The organism is Streptomyces sp. NPDC088387 (assembly GCF_044753385.1).
GTDB lineage: Bacteria > Actinomycetota > Actinomycetes > Streptomycetales > Streptomycetaceae > Streptomyces.
Map to the genome: position 1 here is coordinate 18,992 of NZ_JBIVNC010000016.1, position 19,746 is coordinate 38,737.

15 protein-coding genes and 1 pseudogene are annotated in these 19,746 nt (G+C 70.6%); 8 read left to right on the plus strand and 8 right to left on the minus strand.

From position 1 onward, the window contains the following. Positions 1–71 precede the first annotated feature (71 nt). The 6 genes and pseudogenes from ACIQAC_RS32985 to ACIQAC_RS33010 all read right to left on the minus strand — a co-directional run. Complete coding sequence (locus ACIQAC_RS32985; RefSeq protein WP_402197638.1) at positions 72–1,490, minus strand: FAD-dependent monooxygenase; 1,419 nt, start codon at positions 1,488–1,490, stop codon at positions 72–74. Further along, the gene (locus tag ACIQAC_RS32990) at positions 1,483–2,673 is read right to left on the minus strand and encodes an MAB_1171c family putative transporter (protein WP_402197640.1); all 1,191 of its coding nucleotides are present in this window, start codon (positions 2,671–2,673) and stop codon (positions 1,483–1,485) included. Before ACIQAC_RS32990 ends, ACIQAC_RS32985 begins: the two co-directional genes overlap by 8 nt. 91 nt (positions 2,674–2,764) lie before the next feature. Continuing rightward, a complete protein-coding gene (locus ACIQAC_RS32995) occupies positions 2,765–3,373 on the minus strand; it encodes a hypothetical protein (protein ID WP_402197641.1) in 609 nt (202 codons plus the stop codon). Next, entirely contained in the window at positions 3,370–3,783 is a 414-nt protein-coding gene (locus ACIQAC_RS33000) for a hypothetical protein (protein WP_402197642.1), read from the minus strand. The genes ACIQAC_RS32995 and ACIQAC_RS33000 overlap by 4 nt, the downstream gene beginning before the upstream one ends. A 484-nt stretch (positions 3,784–4,267) precedes the next feature. Next, a complete protein-coding gene (locus ACIQAC_RS33005) occupies positions 4,268–5,047 on the minus strand; it encodes a hypothetical protein (RefSeq protein WP_402197643.1) in 780 nt (259 codons plus the stop codon). Between the two features lie 168 nt (positions 5,048–5,215). Then, positions 5,216–5,620, minus strand: a pseudogene (locus ACIQAC_RS33010) (winged helix-turn-helix transcriptional regulator); the annotation flags it as partial. Positions 5,621–5,726: 106 nt separating this feature from the next. Between ACIQAC_RS33010 and ACIQAC_RS33015 the strand changes: the two are divergent. Then, positions 5,727–6,596, plus strand: a complete 870-nt coding sequence (locus tag ACIQAC_RS33015) for an alpha/beta fold hydrolase (RefSeq protein ID WP_402197645.1) — start codon at positions 5,727–5,729, stop codon at positions 6,594–6,596. 91 nt (positions 6,597–6,687) lie between these two features. Here ACIQAC_RS33015 and ACIQAC_RS33020 read toward each other — a convergent pair whose 3' ends face one another. Next, entirely contained in the window at positions 6,688–7,677 is a 990-nt protein-coding gene (locus ACIQAC_RS33020; RefSeq protein ID WP_402197646.1) for a helix-turn-helix domain-containing protein, read from the minus strand. A gap of 264 nt (positions 7,678–7,941) precedes the next feature. On the opposite strand from ACIQAC_RS33020, the gene ACIQAC_RS33025 reads away from it, so the two are divergent. The 6 genes from ACIQAC_RS33025 to ACIQAC_RS33050 all read left to right on the plus strand — a co-directional run bounded on the left by ACIQAC_RS33025 (position 7,942) and on the right by ACIQAC_RS33050 (position 14,131). Beyond that, a complete protein-coding gene (locus ACIQAC_RS33025) occupies positions 7,942–8,496 on the plus strand; it encodes a peptidase inhibitor family I36 protein (protein WP_402197648.1) in 555 nt (184 codons plus the stop codon). 264 nt (positions 8,497–8,760) lie between these two features. Next, positions 8,761–9,717: an STM4015 family protein gene (locus ACIQAC_RS33030; RefSeq protein ID WP_402197649.1), complete on the plus strand. Its 957-nt coding sequence runs from the start codon at positions 8,761–8,763 to the stop codon at positions 9,715–9,717. Positions 9,718–9,785: 68 nt separating this feature from the next. Further along, positions 9,786–10,958: an STM4014 family protein gene (locus ACIQAC_RS33035; protein WP_402197650.1), complete on the plus strand. Its 1,173-nt coding sequence runs from the start codon at positions 9,786–9,788 to the stop codon at positions 10,956–10,958. 1 nt (position 10,959) lies between these two features. Further along, positions 10,960–11,766 (plus strand): STM4013/SEN3800 family hydrolase, encoded by an 807-nt coding sequence (locus ACIQAC_RS33040; RefSeq protein WP_402198014.1) that lies wholly within the window; start codon positions 10,960–10,962, stop codon positions 11,764–11,766. After that, on the plus strand, positions 11,763–13,175 hold the full coding sequence (locus tag ACIQAC_RS33045) for an STM4012 family radical SAM protein (RefSeq protein WP_402197652.1): 1,413 nt from the start codon (positions 11,763–11,765) through the stop codon (positions 13,173–13,175). Before ACIQAC_RS33040 ends, ACIQAC_RS33045 begins: the two co-directional genes overlap by 4 nt. 74 nt (positions 13,176–13,249) lie before the next feature. Beyond that, on the plus strand, positions 13,250–14,131 hold the full coding sequence (locus tag ACIQAC_RS33050; protein WP_402197654.1) for an STM4011 family radical SAM protein: 882 nt from the start codon (positions 13,250–13,252) through the stop codon (positions 14,129–14,131). A gap of 27 nt (positions 14,132–14,158) precedes the next feature. Here ACIQAC_RS33050 and ACIQAC_RS33055 read toward each other — a convergent pair whose 3' ends face one another. Then, positions 14,159–15,109 carry a serine protein kinase RIO gene (locus ACIQAC_RS33055; RefSeq protein ID WP_402197656.1) on the minus strand — a complete coding sequence of 317 codons (951 nt, stop codon included), beginning with the start codon at positions 15,107–15,109 and terminating at the stop codon, positions 14,159–14,161. Between the two features lie 408 nt (positions 15,110–15,517). On the opposite strand from ACIQAC_RS33055, the gene ACIQAC_RS33060 reads away from it, so the two are divergent. After that, positions 15,518–19,600, plus strand: a complete 4,083-nt coding sequence (locus ACIQAC_RS33060; RefSeq protein WP_402197658.1) for a discoidin domain-containing protein — start codon at positions 15,518–15,520, stop codon at positions 19,598–19,600. Positions 19,601–19,746: the final 146 nt, after the last annotated feature.

A 19,746-nucleotide genomic window follows, 5' to 3' on the forward strand; every position in this document is an offset into this window, starting at 1 on the left:
GACGGCTGTCGAGTCACAGACGGCCCACTTTCGACGGCCAGGCCTGTCCTGTCCTGTCCTGTCCTGTCCTGTCAGTGATCTACGGCAGACTGGCCGACCTGCGCCAGCAGTCTGCGTTCGGCCCGCGTGAACTGGGGCTGGTCGAGCGGTCGGCGCAGAGGCCCGACTGCCGCCGTCAGCAGGGCACTTGGGGCGACCAGGGAGACCGGAGCCGCCTGCAACGCCAGGACGTCCGTCAGCGCGGTGGCCGCGTGGAACGAGCCGGTCGCCGCTCGGGACAGGCGTGAGACGTAGCGGCGCAACAGTCGTTCGGGAAGGTTGGGGCGGTGGCCGACCGTGGTCGGGAAGTGGATGTCCGTGCCCACGGCGAGTGTCCACGCGGTGTCGATACGACGGCCTATGGCGCGCTGGGCGCGGTGAGTGAGGCCGGGATTCCGCCCCTCGGCAAGCGAGTCGCGCAGGGCGACGGCGCATTGCGCGGCCGCGGACATGCCGTGCCCGTAGACGGGGTTGAAGGCGGCGGCGGCATCACCCAGCACAACGAGGCCTTCGGGACCTGGGCGCAGGCGCTCGTAGTGGATGCGGCGGTTGGCGGTGCTGTGGGTGACCCGGACGTCGGTCAGCGGTTCGGCGTTCTTGAGCAGGTCGGCCATGAGCGGGTGGCGCAGGGTGCGGGCGAAGGGTTCGAAGGCCTCCGCGTCAGCGGTGGGGTGTCCGCCCGGCGCGCCCATCAGGCTCACGTGCCAGCGGTCGTCCTCGATCGGCAGGATGCCGCCGGCGTTGCCGGGGCGTGGCAGGCTCGGGTCGGCCTGGATACCGACGACCGGCCAGTCCCGGGTGGGGACCGGGGCGCGGTAGAAGCGGCTGGCGTACACGAGGCCGGAGTCGATGCGTTCTTCACCCAGGCCGGTGACGCCGAGTTCTTCCAGCCACTGAGGTGTGCGGGAGGCTCGTCCGGACGCGTCGATCACCAGGTCGGCGTACAGGTCGGCGTGTGTGCCGTCGGCGTTGCGCACGCGCAGGCCCGTGATCCGGCGACGGCTGCCGAGGAGACCAACTCCCTTGGTGTGGGTGCGCGTTCGGATGTGAGGGTGCTTGAGGACCTGCCGTCGGACGACGGAGTCGGTCAGGTCTCGGCTTGCGGTGATCACGTGGTGGGTGGCGCGGTTCCAGCGCCGGTACCAGCCCTCGGGAGAATAGATGAGCATATTGCTGGTGACCGGAATACGGTTCGCGCCGGCGGCGATGAGGGCATCCGTGCAGCCGGGCAGGAGGTCGTCGATCGCCTCGCAGCCGCCGGTCTGGAGGAAGTGGATGTGTACGGCCTGAGGGACGCCGGTACGCGGTTCGGGTCCTTCGGGCAGTTCATGGGCTTCGATGATCTCGACGGAGGTGACGTGGTCCGCGACCGCTGCCGCGGCGAGCATCCCGGCCATGCTGCCCCCGATCACAAGGGCGTGGCCGGATGCGCGGTGCGGATCTTCACTCATGGTGTGCTGCTTTCTCTGGGTCTGCGTACTGCGCTTGAAGGCGATGGACGACGGGCGAGGCGAGTGACCGCGAGAGCGGGATCAGATCCCGGGCGGGCCAGCCGGCCGCGAGCGGGACTTCGGGGAGTTCGTCGGGGGCGGTGTGCCGGCGGTCCCGGGCGGTGAGGATCATGACGGTGTCCGCGGTGACGGCGGCCTGTGCGGAGTCCAGACCGTGGTGCAGCGCCGCGCGGTGGGCCGCTTCCCGTACGGCCGGGTCGCAGTAGGGGGCCAGGGCGAGGATGGCGTCGTAGAGTGCCGTCTTGCGTCCTGTGAGCAGGAGCGCGGGCGGGGTACGCCACCAGACGAGTTCGGCGCGGACGGCGCCCGGCGTGGGTACGGCACCGAGGGCCCTCCACAACGGGGCGAGCCGGCGCAACTGCCGTACGGCTCGCAGGGTTTCGGCGATGCGCGGCCCTGCCAGCGGGAGGACGAAACCGAGGGCCCCGAGAATGCACGCCGGAGCGGACAGCAGCACGGACACCTCGTCGACGAGGAAGTCCAGATCCTGTCCCGTCCACCGCGCGCCCACCGCCACCAGTCTCATGGCGTCGTAGCAGAGGATCATCAGGTAGCCGGCGGCGAGGATCGTCAGCCCCGCCTTCAAGGACCCACGAACCTGCCGGGACCAGCGCCAACAGAGGATGCTCGCAACCGCCATGGCCACCCCCTGTGCCGTCAGGTAGAGGACGATCATCTCCCGGATGTACGGGGTGGTGGCGTAGTAGGCGTCAAAGAGTGTGGGCTGCGGCACCGGGGCGTTCCCGGCCCAGAACAGGACGGCGATAAGAAGGACGGCCAGGCTGTAGGCGCCCACGCACATGCGGGAGATGCGCCGCGTCTGCTCCGCGGGCGCGGGACGCCAGTTGACGATCAGGAGCAGGCTCGCCCCGGAGAACGCGGTCGTCGTCGCATAGACCACGAGCGCCGCGAAGTTGGCCGTCCCGCTGGTCCGGTTGAGTGCGGAGATCGAGGCCGGCGCGGCGAAGATCATAAGGAGGCCGGCGGCGAACAGGAGCAGGCAGGCCGCGCGTAACAGCATGTCGCGGGGTCTTCTCGCCAGCGCCGGGAGTTTCATGGCGCAGACCAGCAACAGCATGATCCCGTAAACGTAGAAGCCGAGGCTGCTCGGTCCGGATGTCACCTGACTGCTTCCTTCGCGTAGAGCGGCTGGAGGTCTGCGGCACGAGGCCCGCGTCAAAGGGTCTGCGGCAAAGGGTCTGCTGACAGCCGGGTCAGCTCCGCCGGAAGCGGTGTGCCATCGACGCTTCGACCCGCCCGGTGAGGTTGCGCGGATCGTCCGCCGCCCGGAACTGATCCCTCGCCGCCTGTACGTCGGTGGCGAAGCGGAAGCCGAAGAGTTCCGCCTCGACCTCCTCGTGGATGCCGCAGGTGTCGGTTCGCGCCGCGAAGTGCAGGCCGACGTCCATGTTCTGGTCGGGGGACAGGTCGGCCCGGGTGGCCTGGGAGAGGGCGGCGACAAACGCGGCGAGCGTTCCCGCCGCCTCGTCGGCCGCGCCGCGTGACGCCGTGGGGCTGAGGTCGAGGCCGCCGCGGCCGTGGTCCTGGAACATGTGCCACGCCTCGTGGCCGATGATGACGAGCTGGTGTTCCTGATCGGTGTTCTGCTCGTAGACGATGAGGTCGTGGCCGGTCCTGTCCACCCACACCCCGCTGGCGGTGGCCGGCGGGAACACGGCCTCGCGGAGTCGGACGGGACGTCCGCGGACCGCGCTCAAGGCCTCGCCGATGGCCGGGATGACATCCTCGTTGTGGGTGGACGAGGGTAAGTTGCTTACGAGTTGGGCGCTGAGCCGGCGCATCGCCCGAGGCCTGGTGTTCACAAGTCCTCTTCACCGTCGTCGAGGAGCAGCAGTGCCGTCAGGGTCGCGTTGAGCACCTTCCACCGCTCGGGCGGCAGATTCCGTGCCTGCCTCAGGGCGATACCCCGGACGTCGTCGTGTTCGGTCCCGGCAGTCGCCGCGGCCTCGCCTGCTCGGGTCTGGTTCGCGGCCGCGGGTTCCAGCGTGGCGAGGACGGGTTGCAGGGCACGGTCGAGGGCGTCGGCAGCAGGGGCGGTGAAGAACGCCTCGCCGTACTGGGACTTGCCGAAGAAGCCGACAAGCCCGTGCAGGAACGCCACGCTGGGCACCTTCTCGCCGGTGCACACCTGTCGGGCCCAGAACGTGGAAACACCCAACTGCTGGGAAATACCGGTCGCCAACTCCGACATCGGCTTGTTCGTCCGTGCCATGTGAGCGTCCGCGAGAGCCTTGATCCGTGAGCGGACTCGCTCATTGACCGTGTCCGACGGGACCTCCTCGCCCCGCAGGAGGGTACGGATGGTCTCTTCGGGCAGAGCGGTCGCAAGAGCGAGTTCGGCGGGCCTCAGAAGCTGCGATCGTCCGGTGCCGCTCTCCGCGAGGAGAGTCTCGAGGCGCGCCAGTGTCGCTTGCAGCGACGGGGCAGGGTCTACCACTGCACTCCCTGGATGCTCGGCGGATCAACTGTGGTGCGCGGTCTGCACACTAGCTCCGGCTCGCGGATTTCCTCAACGATCGTTTATGGCCAGGATGGATCGTTGACTGAGGGCGTTGTTCGCGCCCGGGAGTGGACAGGCTCTCAGGTCGTCGAAGGCGTCGTCTTGACGGCAGGCGGTCCCGGGCATGCGCACAGGGCGCGTTCCGCAGGCCGGTGCCGCCTGCCGAACGCGCCCTGGCCGAGATGCCGTTGGCGGGCTACCTCAGGTTGAGGGTGTCTCCGGACGATGCCTTGAGCGAGGTCGTGGTGGTGCCGGGGTAGTACCAGCGCCAGCTGCCGGCCGCGGTGACCTTCACCTTGGTGGTCAGCTTTCCGGCGCTGCCCGCCGTCACGGTCTTGACGGTGCTGTAGGTGGCGGCTCCCTTCTTCTTGAACTGGAGCCTCACCTTCTGCCCGCTGTACCCGTGGTACTTCAGGTCTTCCCAGTTGGCCCGCGACAGCTTGCCGTTGACCGTCACCGTGGAGCCCTTGGCGACCTTCTCGGGCGTGATCACCGTGGTGAGCCGGACGGCGCGCTTGACCTTGTACTGGGCGATGTTGTCGGAGATCCAGTAGTCACCGTCCTTGGCATCGACGGTGGCGTTGAGCTGCCAGACGCCGGCGACCTTGTTGGTGTCGATGTCGTCGCTGTCCGCGATCCAGGTGGGCTCGATGGTCATCATGGCCCGGCACACCGAGGTCGTCGCGCTCTTCTTCGTGCAGGACGATTCGTTGTCCCAGTCCGCGAAGCCGTACAGCTTCGACCGGTTGAAGGTGCTGATGCGGCTGATCCCCTTCACACCCGAGTTGTCCTTGATGGTGATGTCGATCGGGTAGCGGATCGTCTGGGACGTCCCCACGATGACGTTGTTGCCCTTGTTGACCACGGTCTTCACCACACGGACGTCGCCCCGCCCCTCCGCGTGCGCTCCGGTCGCCGTGATCAGTACCAGGGCTGCGGCCCCACCGGCCGCCGCCCAGACTGTTCTGCCTCGCATGGTCCTCCCCTTGTCGTCTGCGTACCAGGAGAGGCTATGTGATCAAGAGGCTTGCACCGTGTCCGGTTTCCCGGGGCCGCGACTCATGTCCACTGCTGCATGCGGGAGTTGAGGAACTCCGTCCGGCAGTGAACCGCGCTGAGCGCGGAACCCGGCCGCCATCTGTCCCTCGTCGCCCCCCTGGTCCGCAGCCTCGTTGGCGTCGTCGATCTCGGCCATGTGGTCCTCCGCCCATGTGCGCAGGCCCGCGAGGGCGACCTCCAGGGACTGGCCGAGTGGGGTGAGCCGGTAGAAGACGCGTGGCGGCACGGTGGGTTCGACCCGGCGTGACACCAGCCCGTCACGGGTCAGGCTGCGCAGCGTCACGGACAGCATCTTCTGCGAGACGCCGGGCATCCGGCGTTTCAGCTCGGCGAAGCGCACCTCGTCCGGTGCGGCGTCGGCGAGTGTCTTGACGGCCATGGACGTCCACTTCGTACCGATGCGGCCCAGCAACTGCCGCGTCGGGCAAAGGGGATCGAAGAGATCACCGCGTGTCCCGGGGACAGCGGTCCGGGCTCGCCGGGTGGTCACCTGTGGCTCACCACGTTTCCTGAAAGTGCCGTCTAGGCAGCGGTCGGGCAGTTACCTATCGTTTTGTGGTCACCAATGGTAACCACCAGCCACGGGAGCCGCAGCCATGCCCGCCGCCATACCCACCACCACCGCACACCACCTCCGCCGCATCGCGACGAACGGCGTCCACCTCAACGTCGCGATCGCCGGGGACGGCCCCGCGGTTCTCCTGCTGCACGGCTTCCCGCACACCTGGCGGCTCTGGAGCGGCCTGATGGGCCGACTGGCCGGGCAGTACCGGGTCATCGCCCCGGACCTGCGAGGCTTCGGCGCCAGCACACGAGCCGCCGAGGGATACGACGCAGGCACCCTCGCCGCCGACGCCGAAGGGCTCCTCGACGCACTCGGCGAACCCTCGGCGGCGGTGGTGGGCATCGACGCCGGCTCCGCCCCCGCCGTCCTGCTCGCACTGCGCCGCCCCGGCCTCGTCCGGCGCCTGGTCGTGATGGAGGCACTGCTCGGCCGCCTGCCGGGAGCGGAACACGTCGTCGCGGGCGGCGCCCCGTGGTGGTTCGGCTTCCACGCCGTCCCCGGCCTCGCCGAGACCGTCCTGGAGGGCAACGAGGGCCCGTACGTCGACTGGTTCCTCGACTCGGGGACGCTCGGGCGGGGAGTGCCCGACGACATCCGTACGGCCTTCGTCCACGCGTACACCGGCAGTGAGGCCCTGCGCTGCGCGTTCTCCTACTACCGGGCCCTGCCCACCAGCGCGCGGCAGATCCAGGACGCCGTCGCGACGGCCCGGCTGACGATGCCCACCCTGGCCATCGGCTCGCAGCCCGTCGGAACCGGGCTCGAACACCAACTCCGGCCCATCGCGGACGACTTGGCCGGACACCAGCTCCAGGACTGCGGCCACATCATCCCCCTCGACCGCCCCGACGCACTCGTCGCGCTGCTCGCTCCCTTCCTGTCACACGATCTGCCGAAGTGAACCGACCGGAGCCGAAGGAACATGGCCGACGGTGGTCGGCGACCACGAGCCGCCGGCGTGAGCAGCCGCGCTCCCCGGCCCGGCAGCGGGGTCAGGAGGGACTGCTGGCCCGGAGCAGCGCCGCTCCGAGAGGGGTGAGGGTGTGCAGCACGGACGCGGCGTGGCGGTGGCTGACAACGAGTCCGGCGCCTCGCAGGGCGGCGGCGTGCTGGCTGGCGGAGGAGGCGGAGACCCCGGTGGCGCGGGCGAGTTCGCCGGTGGTGGCGCCGGGGGCGACGGCGCGCAGGACGGCGGCGCGGGTGCGGCCCAACAGGGTGGCGAGGGGTACGTCGGCGCCGAGGTCGCCGGGGAGCGATGTGCGGTGGGGCTCATGGCTGAGCGGGTAGATCAGTACGGGATCCAGTGTGGTGTCGCCGAAGGCCACCGGGTTGCCCCAGCAGAAGTAGGACGGGATCAGGAGCAGTCCGCGGCCGTTCAGATACAGGTCGCGGTCCTTGGGATAGACCGCGTGCAGGACGGGGTGCTGCCATCGCAGTCCGGGACCCAGGTTCCGTAGGAGCCCCTCGATCCCGTGGTCGAGCACGGCACGCGCGCAGGCGGACCGTTCGGCTTCGAACCGGGCCCGGACGTGCTCGTTGTGCGGGGCGACGACCGTGGCGTGGTACGCGCGCATCGCCTGTACGAGTTCCCTGCGCAGGCCCGGTTCGGCCATGCGCGGCGCCCAGGTGGGGGCTCCGCTCGTGCGGGCGACATGGCCGAGTTCCGCCAGGACCCGGCGCCGGGGGGTGGCCAGGACGGCCTCCAGACCGGCGTCGAGTCCTTCGGCGGCCTCGGGTGGGGTGAGGAAGTCGGGGAAGTAGGTGGCACGCGGCACCAGCGGTAACAAGAGGGTGCGCAGCGTACGGGTGAGGTGTGCGGCGTGCAGCCGGGCACGGGCCTTGTGGTACCAGTCCGCGTAGGCCCAGCGACCGTGGCGGGTCTGGAAGCGGTGCAGGCTCACGCAGATCTCCCACAGCGCGTCCGGTGCGGACGCGACGCGGGTCCGGGCCAGGTCGGCGTCGGTGAAGTGGATACGGAGCATCCGATTCCCCCCGGTGTTCTGGGCTTTTCAAGCTGGGCGAAAAGTCCTGTCTGGCCATGCTCGCGTCAGTGATGCTCAAGGGGCAAAGCGGCGCGGGGGACAAGGTCCGCGGTTCACGACGAACGGCCGACGAACAGCACGACCCGCCGCGCTCTCGTCAAAACGACGCACGCGTCACAACGACCCACGCGTCACAACGACCCACGCGTGACACCGACCCACGCGTGACACCGACCCACGCGTCACTACGACTGGGGGAACCACATGACCATCAAGACAGCGCGCAAGGGCGCCGGCGTCGGCATCGCCGCACTCGCCCTCCTCGGTACCACCTGGGGCGGTGTGGCCGTGGCCGACAGCGGCGGCGCCAACGCGTCCGTGCCCACCCAGCAGGCGGGGAACGCCTTGTCGGTGCAGGCCCAGGTCGACCGGCAGCTTCGGATCGCGCCCGGTGGCGAGCAGACGGGCCGCAACGAGGTCTCGTACAACGACGGCTCGTTCGTCGTGACGTTCGCGCCTCCGGGCGCGGAGCCTCTCGGCCTGTCCGACTGCCCGAGCGGATGGTTCTGCTTCTGGGACGGCGGCAGCTACACCGGCTCCATGGGCCAGTTGAGCTCCTGCGGCTGGCAGGACCTCGACGACTTCGGCTGGAGCGACCGGGTCTCCTCGGTGTACAACCGCACCTCGGACGACGTCCGGTACTACAACCACCACGACAGCGGCGACGAGCTGCTCTTCACCAACCAGGCGGGCAAGAACGGCAATCTGACCACGGGCACCAGCAACAACAAGGCCGACCACGTGAACCGTCTCTGCTGAGCCCACGGTACGGACCGAAGACCTGCCCACGGACCCCGGGCGGGTCTTCGACCGGTTCTGGTCCGCAGATGCGGCGCCCCCGACACCCTCCGGGCCAGTCCCGGCAGGGGTGTCGGGGGCATTGTCAGTGCGGCTTGGTAGAAATCTCTGCACGGGCGGTGATCGTCCGAACCGGCGTGTTCATCCCGGTTCGCCGGCCAGCCCGGTTGGCCGGTCAGCCCGGCCTGTTCATTCCCGGCCCGTTCGTCTCAGGAGAACCGCGACATGTCCCACGTCGAGCACTTGCAGGAACTGCACGGCCTCCCGGCCTTCGACTTCCCCGAGCGCGGAGCGGAGCAGGAGCTTCCGGAGGCCGGCGCCGTGGCCTGGCGGCTGGCCGTCGATGCCTACGGGGGCACCCCGGCCGAGGAGTTCGGCGACCTGTGGACCCGCTTCCTCGCGTCGGTCGACCCGGCCGGCGTCCGCGCGATCGTGGTGGGCCCGTGGGGCGAACCGTACGACAACGACTCCGGTGCGATCGTGCGGCACCTCGTTGACGCCCGGCATCAACTGACCGCGCTGCGGGCCGTGTTCATCGGGGACCTGGAGATGGAGGAGGCGGAGATCTCCTGGATCGAGCAGTCCGACGTCACACCGGTCCTGGAGGCGTATCCGCTGCTGGAGTCGTTCGGGGTCCGCGGCGGCACCGGACTGCGCTTCCCGGCGGTCCGGCACAAGCACCTGATCGCGCTCTCCCTCGAAGCCGGGGGCCTGCCCGGCGAGGTCGTCCGCGGGGTCGTCGCCAGCGACCTGCCCGCGCTGGAGCACCTCGAGATGTGGCTCGGCGTCGAGGAGTACGGCGGTGACGCGACGATCGCCGACCTCGCCCCGCTGCTGGCCGGCGAACGCTTCCCGGCCCTGCGCCACCTCGGCCTGCGCAACAGCGAGATCCAGGACGAGATAGCGGGCGCCGTCGCCGCGGCACGGGTCGTCTCGCGGCTCGACTCGCTCGACCTGTCCCTCGGTGTCCTCTCCGACGTGGGGGTGAACGCGCTGCTGGGCGGCCAGTCGCTCACGCATCTGCGCCTGCTGGACCTCCACCACAACTTCGTCAGCGAGCCGGTGGCCCGGCGGATCGAGGCGGCGCTGGAGCCGTCCGGCGTCCAGGTCGACCTGTCCGAGCCCGGCGAGACATGGGAGGACGACGGCGAGGTCCACCGCTTCACCGCCGTCTCGGAGTGAGTACGGCACGGAAGCGGACCTCTCGGACCGTCGGACACCGCACACCCGACGGGACGAGGAGTGGCGCCATGTCACCGTCTCCGGGTAGCTCCCCGGTTCGGCACACCGTCCCCGGCATCCACCGTCGGTTCGCCGTCGTGGGCAACCCCGCCAACCGGCGTACGACGATGTTCGCCGACGCCGTACGCGCGGCCGGTCACCCGGAACCCCGTGTGCTCGCCTGGCGGGACATCCTGCGCGGGCGGTACGCCTTCAGACCGGGCGAGTGGGTCCGTATCGACTCCCCCGGCGAGGACGCCGAGGTGGACCGGCTGCTGCGCGGTGTCAGCGACTCCACCCGGGTCGAGGGAACGGCCGTGTGGTACCGCCGATTCACCACGGCGGTCCGGGAGTTGACGGCCGCGGTGCGCACGGCCGGCGCGCTGTCCTCCGTCGACGCGGAGGACGTCGCGGTGCTGTTCGACAAGCGCCGCTGCCATGCCCGGCTCGCCGCCGCGGGCGTCCCAGTGCCACAGGCCCTGACGGGCCCGGTCGGCGGCTGGGTGGAGCTCCGGGAGCGGCTGCGAGCCGCCGGCATCTCCAGGGCGTTTGTGAAGCCCGCGCACGGTTCGTCGGCGTCCGGCGTGGTGGCGCTCACCGTGGCGGGCGCCGGCCGGGTGAAGGCGACGACCTCCGTGGAGACCGCTCCCGACGGCCGTATGTACAACTCCCTGCGGGTACGCCACTACACCTCGGAACCGGCGGTCGCCGCCCTCGTCGACGCGCTGGCGCCCGACGGGCTCCACGTCGAGCGGTGGCTGCCCAAGGCCTCGCAGGGCGGCCGGGCCGCCGATCTGCGGGTGGTCGTGGTCGCCGGACGGGCCACGCACGCGGTCGTACGGACCAGCCGGCATCCCATGACCAACCTTCACCTCGGGGGCGCCCGCGGCGACCTCGACGCGGCCCGCGAGGCCATCCGGGCCACGGGCGGCGACTTCGGCGACGTACTGGAGGTGGCCGAGCGGGCCGCCGCCTGTTTTCCGGGCACGCTGTGCGTCGGCGTGGACGTCCTGCCGGCCACGGGCTGGCGCCGCTTCGCCGTGGGTGAGGTGAACGCCTTCGGGGATCTGCTGCCCCGCCTGACCGGGCTGCCGGGCACCGGCGCCGAGGGCCTGGACACCTACGCCACCCAGGTCGCCGCCACACAAACAGCCCCCGCCCAGCGCGCACCGCACAAGGAGCTCCATGACCACCCGGCCTGACATGAACGAGATCGTGGGCAGCCACGACCTCCTCCTGGTCACGCTCGACACCCTCCGCCACGACGTGGCCCAGGAGCTGGCCGCCGCCGGCCGCATCCCGAACCTGGCCCGCCGTCTGCCGGGCGGAGTCTGGGAGCGCCGACACGCCCCCGGCAGCTTCACCTACGCCTCGCACCAGGCGATGTTCGCCGGCTTCCTGCCGACGCCGGCGGCACCCGGTCCGCATCCGCGGCTCTTCGCCGCCCAGTTCGCGGGCAGCGAGACCACCGCGGACGGCACCTTCGTCTACGACACACCCGATCTGGTGTCGGGGCTGGCCGCCGTCGGCTACCGGACCGTCTGCATCGGCGGCGTGGGCTTCTTCAACAAGCAGGGTCCGCTGGGCGCTGTCCTCCCCGGGATGTTCCAGGAGAGCCACTGGGAGCCGGAGTTCGGGGTGCCGTCCCCCACGTCCTTCGAGGCCCAGGTGGCCCGGGCCGAGAAGGTCGTCGCGGATCTCCCCCACGAACAGCGCCTGTTCCTCTTTGTGAACGTCTCGGCCCTGCACCAGCCCAACTGGTTCCATCTGCCCGGCGCCACCCGCGAGTCGGGCGACACCCGGGCGACCCACGCGGCGGCCCTGGAGTACGTGGACCGGCACATCGAGCGGCTCTTCGCGGCCGCCGCCGCCCGCCGCCCCTGCTTCGCGATCGTGTGCTCCGACCACGGCACCGCCTACGGCGAGGACGGTTACACCGGCCACCGCATCGGCCACGACGTCGTCTGGACCGTGCCCTACGCCCACTTCTTCCTCGACGAGGCCCGATGACGCTCACCGACCCGCTGCCCGCAGCCGAGCCGCTGCCCCTCACCACCCCCTCGCCCGCGCCACACGCGACGGCTTCGCCCACCGTCCGCCCCTACCAGCACTACGTCTACGCCTACCCGCACAAAACCGCCTACCGCCCCCTCCCCCCGCACCAAGCCTCCCTGCGTGACCTGTGGGCCGACGAACCGAAGAACGCCCTCTCGCTCTACTTCCACATCCCGTTCTGCGAGGTCCGCTGCGGCTTCTGCAATCTCTTCACCCGGATCGGCGCCCCGGACGGCCTGACCACCGCCTACCTGGACGCGCTCGAACGCCAGGCGGGCGCGGTGCGCGAGGCGCTGGGCGACGGGGCGCGGTTCGCCAACGCGGCCTTCGGCGGCGGCACTCCGACATATCTCGAAGCCGCCGAGCTGGAGCGGCTGTGCGATCTCGCCGAGCAGGGCCTCGGTGCCGATCTGACCGCGATCCCCCTGTCCGTGGAGGCCTCGCCCGCGACGGCGACCGCCGACCGGCTGACCGTACTGGCCGAGCGCGGCACCACCCGACTGAGCCTGGGTGTGCAGAGCTTCCTCGACAGCGAGGCGCGCACGGCCGTACGCCCGCAGCGCCGTGCGGACGTCGACGCGGCCCTCGCCCGGATCCGCGACGCCGGCATCCCCGTACTGAACATCGACCTGATCTACGGCATCGAGGGCCAGACCGAGGAGACCTGGCGCCGGTCGCTCGACGCCGCCCTCGCCTGGCGGCCGGAAGAGCTCTACCTCTACCCCCTGTACGTCCGCCCGCGCACCGGTCTCGACCGGCACCGCGACCCGGCGCTCGACGGCGCCGAGTGGGACGGACAGCGGTTGCGGCTGTACCGCCACGGCCGCGACCATCTGCTCGCGCGGGGATACGAGCAGGTGTCGATGCGGATGTTCCGCCGCGCGGACGCCCCGAGCACCGGCGGGGAGGACCACGCCTGCCAGACCGACGGCATGGTCGGGCTCGGCTGCGGCGCCCGCTCGTACACCTCCACGCTGCACTACTCGTTCGACTACGCAGTGGACATGCACCGCATCCGCGGGATCATCGACGACTACACCGCCCGCACGGCCGACGGCTTCCGGCACGCGGACTTCGGCTGGCGGACGGACGCGGAGGAGGCCCGGCGCCGCCATCTGCTCCAGTCGCTGCTCCAGGCCGAGGGCATGGCCGTCGCCGACTACCGGGCCCGCTTCGGCACCGCGCCCGGCGACGACTTCGCCGCCGAACTGGACCGGTTTCACAGCCGGGGCTGGCTCGACGAGTCCGCCGCTCCCAAACTGCTGCGGCTCTCACCCGACGGCCTGGCCCACTCGGACGCGCTCGGTCCCGAGCTGTTCTCGACCGCCGTGCGGGACCGCATGGCCGCGTACGAGCCGAAGTGACACAACCTGACACGCCCGGCACACCCGATACGCCCGAGATACCCGAGATACCCGAGATACCGTATGGAGCCGGCGTGGACCTGACGATCCTCTACCGGGGCCCGCTGGCGTCGTGCGACTACGACTGCCCGTACTGCCCGTTCGCCAAGCGCCGCGACAGCCGCGCCCAACTGACCGCGGACCGCGCCGCGTTGGAGCGGTTCGCCGCGTGGGCCGCCGCACAGCGGGAGGACCGGCTCTCCCTGCTGTTCACACCGTGGGGCGAGGGCCTGGTGCGCTCCTGGTACCGGCGCGTGCTCGCGGAGCTGAGCCGGCTGCCGCACATCCGCCGGGTGGCGATACAGACCAACCTCAGCTGCCGTACGGACTGGCTGGACACCGCCGACCCGGACGTCCTCGCCCTGTGGTGCACCTACCATCCCGAACAGACGCCGTACGACCGCTTCCTGGCCAAGTGCCGGGACCTGGCCGCCCGCGGCATCCGCCACAGCGTCGGTGTCGTTGGCCTTCCCGGGCATCTGGAGCACGCGCGCCGCCTGCGCGCCGACCTCCCCGCCCATGTGTACCTGTGGATCAACGCGGCCGAGGGACACACGTACACGGACGCCGAGGCCGACCGGTGGACGGCCCTCGACCCGCTCTTCCCGTACAGCCGCCACCCGCACCGCAGCGCGGGCCTGCCGTGCCGGACGGGAGAGTCGGTCATCTCGGTGAACGGCGAGGGCACGGTGCGCCGTTGCCACTTCGTCCCGGCGGTGCTGGGCAACCTGTACGACGGCTCCTACCGGCAGGCCCTGCGCCCGCGGGCCTGCCCCCTGGCCGTCTGCGACTGCCACATCGGCTACGTCCACCTGGAGACGCTGCCCCTGTACGACGTGTTCGCGGGCGGAGTCCTGGAGCGGATCCCCGCGGACCACGCCACGCGCACCGACGCTTCAGGGGCAGCGCCGCCGTGAAGGCCGCTTCCGCGACCGGCCCCCGCTTCAGAAGGCGTGTGCCATCAGTTCCGCGAACAGGGCGTGCTCGTCGGCGTCGAGGCCCCGTGAGCGGAACCAGCCGCAGATGTTGGCGCAGTCGCGCTGGAGGAAGTTCATCGCGTTGAGGTTGCCGACCAGGTCGACGATCTGCGGCAGGTCGATGATGACCAGCCGCTCCCCCGCCGCGAGGATGTTGTACGCGGAGAGGTCGCCGTGCACCACGCCGTTCTGCACCATCGTCGCGAGCGCGTCGGTGAGTTGCCCGAAGTACGCCGCGAGCAGTTCGGGGGACGGCCGGACCTGGGCGAGCCGGGGCGCGGTCGCCACGGCGCCGTCCTCGTCCGTGACGGTGATCCACTCCATCAGGATCTCGGTGCCGTCGATCTGGACCGGGTAGGGCACCGGCAGCCCCAGGTTCCACAGCCGTACCAGCGCGGCCCACTCGGAGACCGCCCACTCGCCGGCCGCGAGCCGGCGGCCGAAGCTGCTCTTGCGTTTGATGGCCCGCTCGTCACGTGAGCGTTTCATCGACCGGCCCTCGGTGTAGGTCGCGGCGCGGTGGAAGCTGCGGTGTTCGGAAGAGCGGTACCGCTTGGCGGCCATGACCACACCGGCGTCGGGGGCCAGCGGGTCGGCGCGCTCGACGAGGTGGACGTCGGCCTCCTTGCCGGTCTTGAGGACGCCGAGTTCGGTGTCGATCGCGCCCTGCGAGGTCACCACCCAGTCCGGGAGGGGCTCGGGGCCGCGGCACAGGGGTTCGACGCTGAGCCAGGTCGACCAGCGCTGGCCGTCGCCGAGGTCGTCGTAGGCGTGGAAGTCGAAGACGAACCGGTCGTCGACGTCGCCCGGGCCGTCCGGCGGCGGTGGGACGGGGCGACGCGGGTCCGCGTCGAGGCCGTCAGGAAGTCCGGGGTACCGGGGGTCGTGGGGGTACTGCGCGTGAGGGTCGTGAGACATCGCTGGAGGTGCTCCATGAGGCGAGAGAGAGGCGGTCTGCGGGCAGGCCGATGACGGTCGTGTTCAACGTCGGGCCTCCTCTCGTGAAGCACCGGGCGGTTCCCGGTCGCTGGGCCATGCTGGAGGACGGACACGGCGAGCGGCAACCGAAATAAAACGCGGCCTACGGACCCCTCCCGACCGAGATCACACTTGTCCAGGAATGTCCCGGCGCACTCCCTCCCAACTCCGTACACCTTGACCTGCGGTCCAATACCGACTTTTGCCCCAGGGGTTGACAGGAGGCTCGCGGCATCACAGCCTTTGGCAACGTTGTCATGTTGGCAACGTTGTCACATTGCTCCGGCGCGGAGCCAGGACAGCCGCTTCACCATCCGCTCCGCACCTTTCTGATGGGACGTCAGACTCATGACCGATCACTCGGATCCGTCGCGCAAGCCGTCGCGCCGGTCCATCGTTGCGACGGGCTCCACCCTGCTGGCCGGGTTCGGACTCGGCCCCCTGCTCCCCGTATCCACCGCCGCCGCCACGACCGGCAAGCCGACGAAACCCGCCTCACCTCATGAGCTGGCGCTCAACCGGCCCGTCTCGGTCTCCTCGACGGCCTACGCCCCCACGCCCGCGTCCTTCGTGGTCGACCGGCTCAACGTGCCCGGCGTACGCGGCAGCGGATGGCGGGCCGAGCCCGGCGATCCGCAGTGGATCACCATCGACCTCCAGTCCGCCTGCGAGGTCACCTGGGTACGCCTCACCTTCGAAGCCGACGCCTCCGATCCGGTGTTCACCCCGCCCACCAGCGGCAACCCGGCCAGCGGCACCACCGGCAAGGAGATCCAGTCGAGCTACGCGCTGGACTACGTCGTCGAGACGTCCCTCGACAAGAAGACGTGGACGAGCGTCTACCGCACCACCGCCGGCACCGGTGGTGTCGTCGACATCCAGCTGCCCCGCCCGGCCTCGGCGCGCTGGGTCCGTATGACGTCCCGCAAGCGCTCCAGCCCGCTCCCCCTGGGCATCAACGGCTTCGAGGTGTACGGCACTCCCAAGGGCCACCGTCCCTCGGTCAAGGGCTGGACCGACTGGGACACCCAGCACGGCAGGGCGCCGAAGCTGACGGTCGCCGACGACGGCACCGTGCCGGTGGAGTCGGGCTGGCGGCTCACCATGGACGACTGGGCCGGCGCGGACGGTGCCGGTCTGTCGAAGACGTCGTTCGACACCAGCCGCTGGCTGCCGGCCACCGTCCCCGGCACGGTCCTGGGCTCGCTCGTGGAGCAGGGCAAGCTGCCCGACCCGGTCTCCGGCCTCAACAACCTGCACATCCCCGAAGCGCTGTCCCGGCACTCCTGGTGGTACAAGCGCGACTTCGAGGTCCCGCGCAGCCTGCGCACCGGGTCCGGGCGCCGCGTCTGGCTGGAGTTCGACGGCGTCAACCACAAGGCCGACGTCTGGCTCAACGGGAAGCGCGTCGGCGATCTGACGTACCCGTTCGCGCGTTCCTCGTACGACGTGACCGGGCTGCTCGACACCGGCGGCGAGAACGCCCTGGCCGTGCAGATCACGCCGATGCCGGTTCCCGGCAGCCCCGGCGACAAGGGCCCGCTCGGCGAGGCCTGGGTGGACGCGGGCGCCGGGCAGATGAACCTGAACTCCCCGACGTACCTCGCCTCTTCGGGCTGGGACTGGATGCCGGCCGTCCGTGACCGGGCCGCGGGCATCTGGAACCACGTACGGCTGCGCTCGACGGGCCATGTCGTGATCGGCGACCCGCGGGTCGACACGGTCCTGCCGAACCTGCCGGACGTCTCGGCCGCCGAGCTGACGATCGTCGTCCCCGTCCGCAACGCCGACTCCACCGACCGCCGTACGACCGTTACCGCCTCCTTCGACGGGGTGAAGGTCTCCAAGGCCGTCACCGTCCCGGCCGGCCAGAGTGTCGACGTGGTGTTCGCGCCCGACGCGTTCGGGCAGCTGCGGCTGCGCGACCCGAAGCTGTGGTGGCCGAACGGCCTCGGCGCGGCGAACCTGCACGACCTCACGCTGACCGCGTCGGTCGACGGCTCGGAGAGCGACCGGCGCACCACCCGCTTCGGCATCCGCCAGTTCGGCTACGAGTACCACGTGCCGCTGCCGTTCGCCGCGTCCGGCGACTCGTACACGCAGACGGTCACCTTCGACCGCCGGCAGGCGCGGTACGTGCGGATCAAGTGCGGGACGCGGGCGACCTCCTGGGGCAGCTCGCTGTGGACACTGGCCGTGCGGGACAGCACCCGGCCCACCCTCGACCTGGCCCTGAACGCGCCCGCCACGTCGTCGAGCACGGACGGCGACGACCACGCGCCGGGCAACGCGACCGACGGCAACCCGGGGACCCGCTGGTCCTCGGCGTTCGAGGACGACCAGTGGATCCGGGTCGACCTCGGCTCGGCGCAGAGCATCGACCAGGTCGACCTCACCTGGGAGCAGGCGTACGCGAAGACGTTCGTGGTGCAGGTCTCCACGGACGACTCCGAGTGGACCGACGTGAAGTCGGTGGACAACGGGGCCGTGCCGCTGCCGTTCAACAACGGCAACGCGAGCCTCCAGGTCGAGGACTTCGACCAGCGGACCGCCCGCCACGTCCGGATCAGCTGCGGGCTGCGCAACACCAGCTGGGGCAACTCCCTGTGGTCCCTCGCGGTCATCGACCGGGCCAACCCCGGCACCGACCTCGCCCTGCGCAAGCCGGCCACGGCCTCCACGCAGGAGTCCGACCACCCGGCCTCGCACGCCACGGACGGCGACGCCGGCACCCGCTGGTCGTCGCAGTACGAGGACCACCAGTGGATCCAGGTCGACCTGGGCTCCGCGCAGAAGTTCGACCGGGTCGCGATCGTCTGGGAGTCGGCGTACCCCAAGACGTATGTGATCCAGGTGTCCGACGACGGCGAGCGGTGGACCGACGTGAAGTCGGTCGACAACGCGCCCGACCCGCTGAAGATCCTCGTCAACGGCGTCCGGGTGCTGGCCCGCGGCGGCAACTGGGGCTGGGACGAGCTGCTGCGCCGGATGCCCCCGGAGCGGATGGACGCGGCGGTGCGCATGCACCGCGACATGAACTTCACGATGATCCGCAACTGGGTCGGCACCAGCGACCGCGAGGAGTTCTTCGCGGCCTGCGACCGCCACGGCATCCTGGTGTGGAACGACTTCCCCAACGCGTGGGCCATGGACCCGCCGGACCGCGACGCGTTCATCGCGACCTCCCGCGACACCGTGCTGCGCTACCGCATGCACCCCAGCGTGGTCGTGTGGTGCGGGGCGAACGAGGGCAACCCGCCGGCCGCGATCGACAAGGGCATGCGGGACGCCGTCGAGCAGCAGGTACCCGGCCTGCTCTACCAGAACAACTCGGCCGGCGGCATCGTCACCGGCGGTGGCCCCTACGGCTGGGTGGAGCCCGAGAAGTACTTCGACGCGGGCACGTACGGCAGCAAGGACTTCGGCTTCCACACCGAGATCGGCATGCCGGTCGTCTCCACCGCGGAGAGCCTGCGCAACATGACGGGCGACGAGCCGGAGTGGCCCATCCGCGGGGCCTGGTACTACCACGACTGGAGCGAGCGCGGTAACCAGGCGCCGAAGAACTACAAGGCCGCGATCGAGTCCCGGCTGGGCGAGGCCACGGGCCTGGAGGACTTCGCCCGCAAGGCGCAGTTCGTCAACTACGAGAACGGCCGGGCCATGTTCGAGGCCTGGAACGCCAACCTCTGGGACAACGCGACCGGCCTGATGCTGTGGATGTCCCACCCGGCCTGGCACAGCACGGTCTGGCAGACGTACGACTACGACTTCGACGTCAACGGCATGTACTACGGCACCCGTTCGGCCTGTGAACCGCTGCACGTCCAGGCCGACCCGGTGAAGTGGCAGGTCATCGCGGTGAACCACACCGGCTCGGACGTGAAGGGCGCCACGGTCACGGCCCGGCTGTACGACCTGACCGGCCGCCAGGTCGGCAGGAGCCGGAGCACCCGTCTGGACGTGGCCCGGTCCGCGAAGGCGGAGGCGTTCACCGCCGCCTTCGGCGACGACCTGCCCGACCTGCATCTGCTGCGGCTGACCCTGGAGGACGGGCGTGGCAGGGAGCTGTCGCGCAACACCTACTGGCGCTACCGCGAGCCGGCCGCCATGCAGGGCCTCAACAAGGTCAGGCAGGTGACGGTGTCCGGTTCGATCGGGAAGGTCTCGCGCTCCGGCGACCGTCACGAACTGACGGCCACCGTCCGCAACCGCGGTTCGGCCGTCGCCGCGATGGTCCGGCTCTCGCTGGTGGACGAGAAGAGCGGCGACCGGGTGCTGCCGACGCTCTACAGCGACAACTACCTGTGGCTGCTGCCCGGCGAGTCCCGGACGGTGACCCTGTCCTGGCCGGCGGACTCGCTTCCCTCGCACCGTCCGGCGCTGCGGCTGGAGGCCTACAACAGCCGCACCACAACGGTCCGCTCCTAGCGGCCGCCGATCCCCGCCGAGGGTGCACCCCCCGCGCCCTCGGCGGGATGTCCGGCACGGTGTACGCCGTTCCGTTACTCGTTCGCGTCAGGTCGGGCGGAGGTCACCCCGGCGGCCCCCGGGGTCTGCTTCACTCCCTTTGTTTC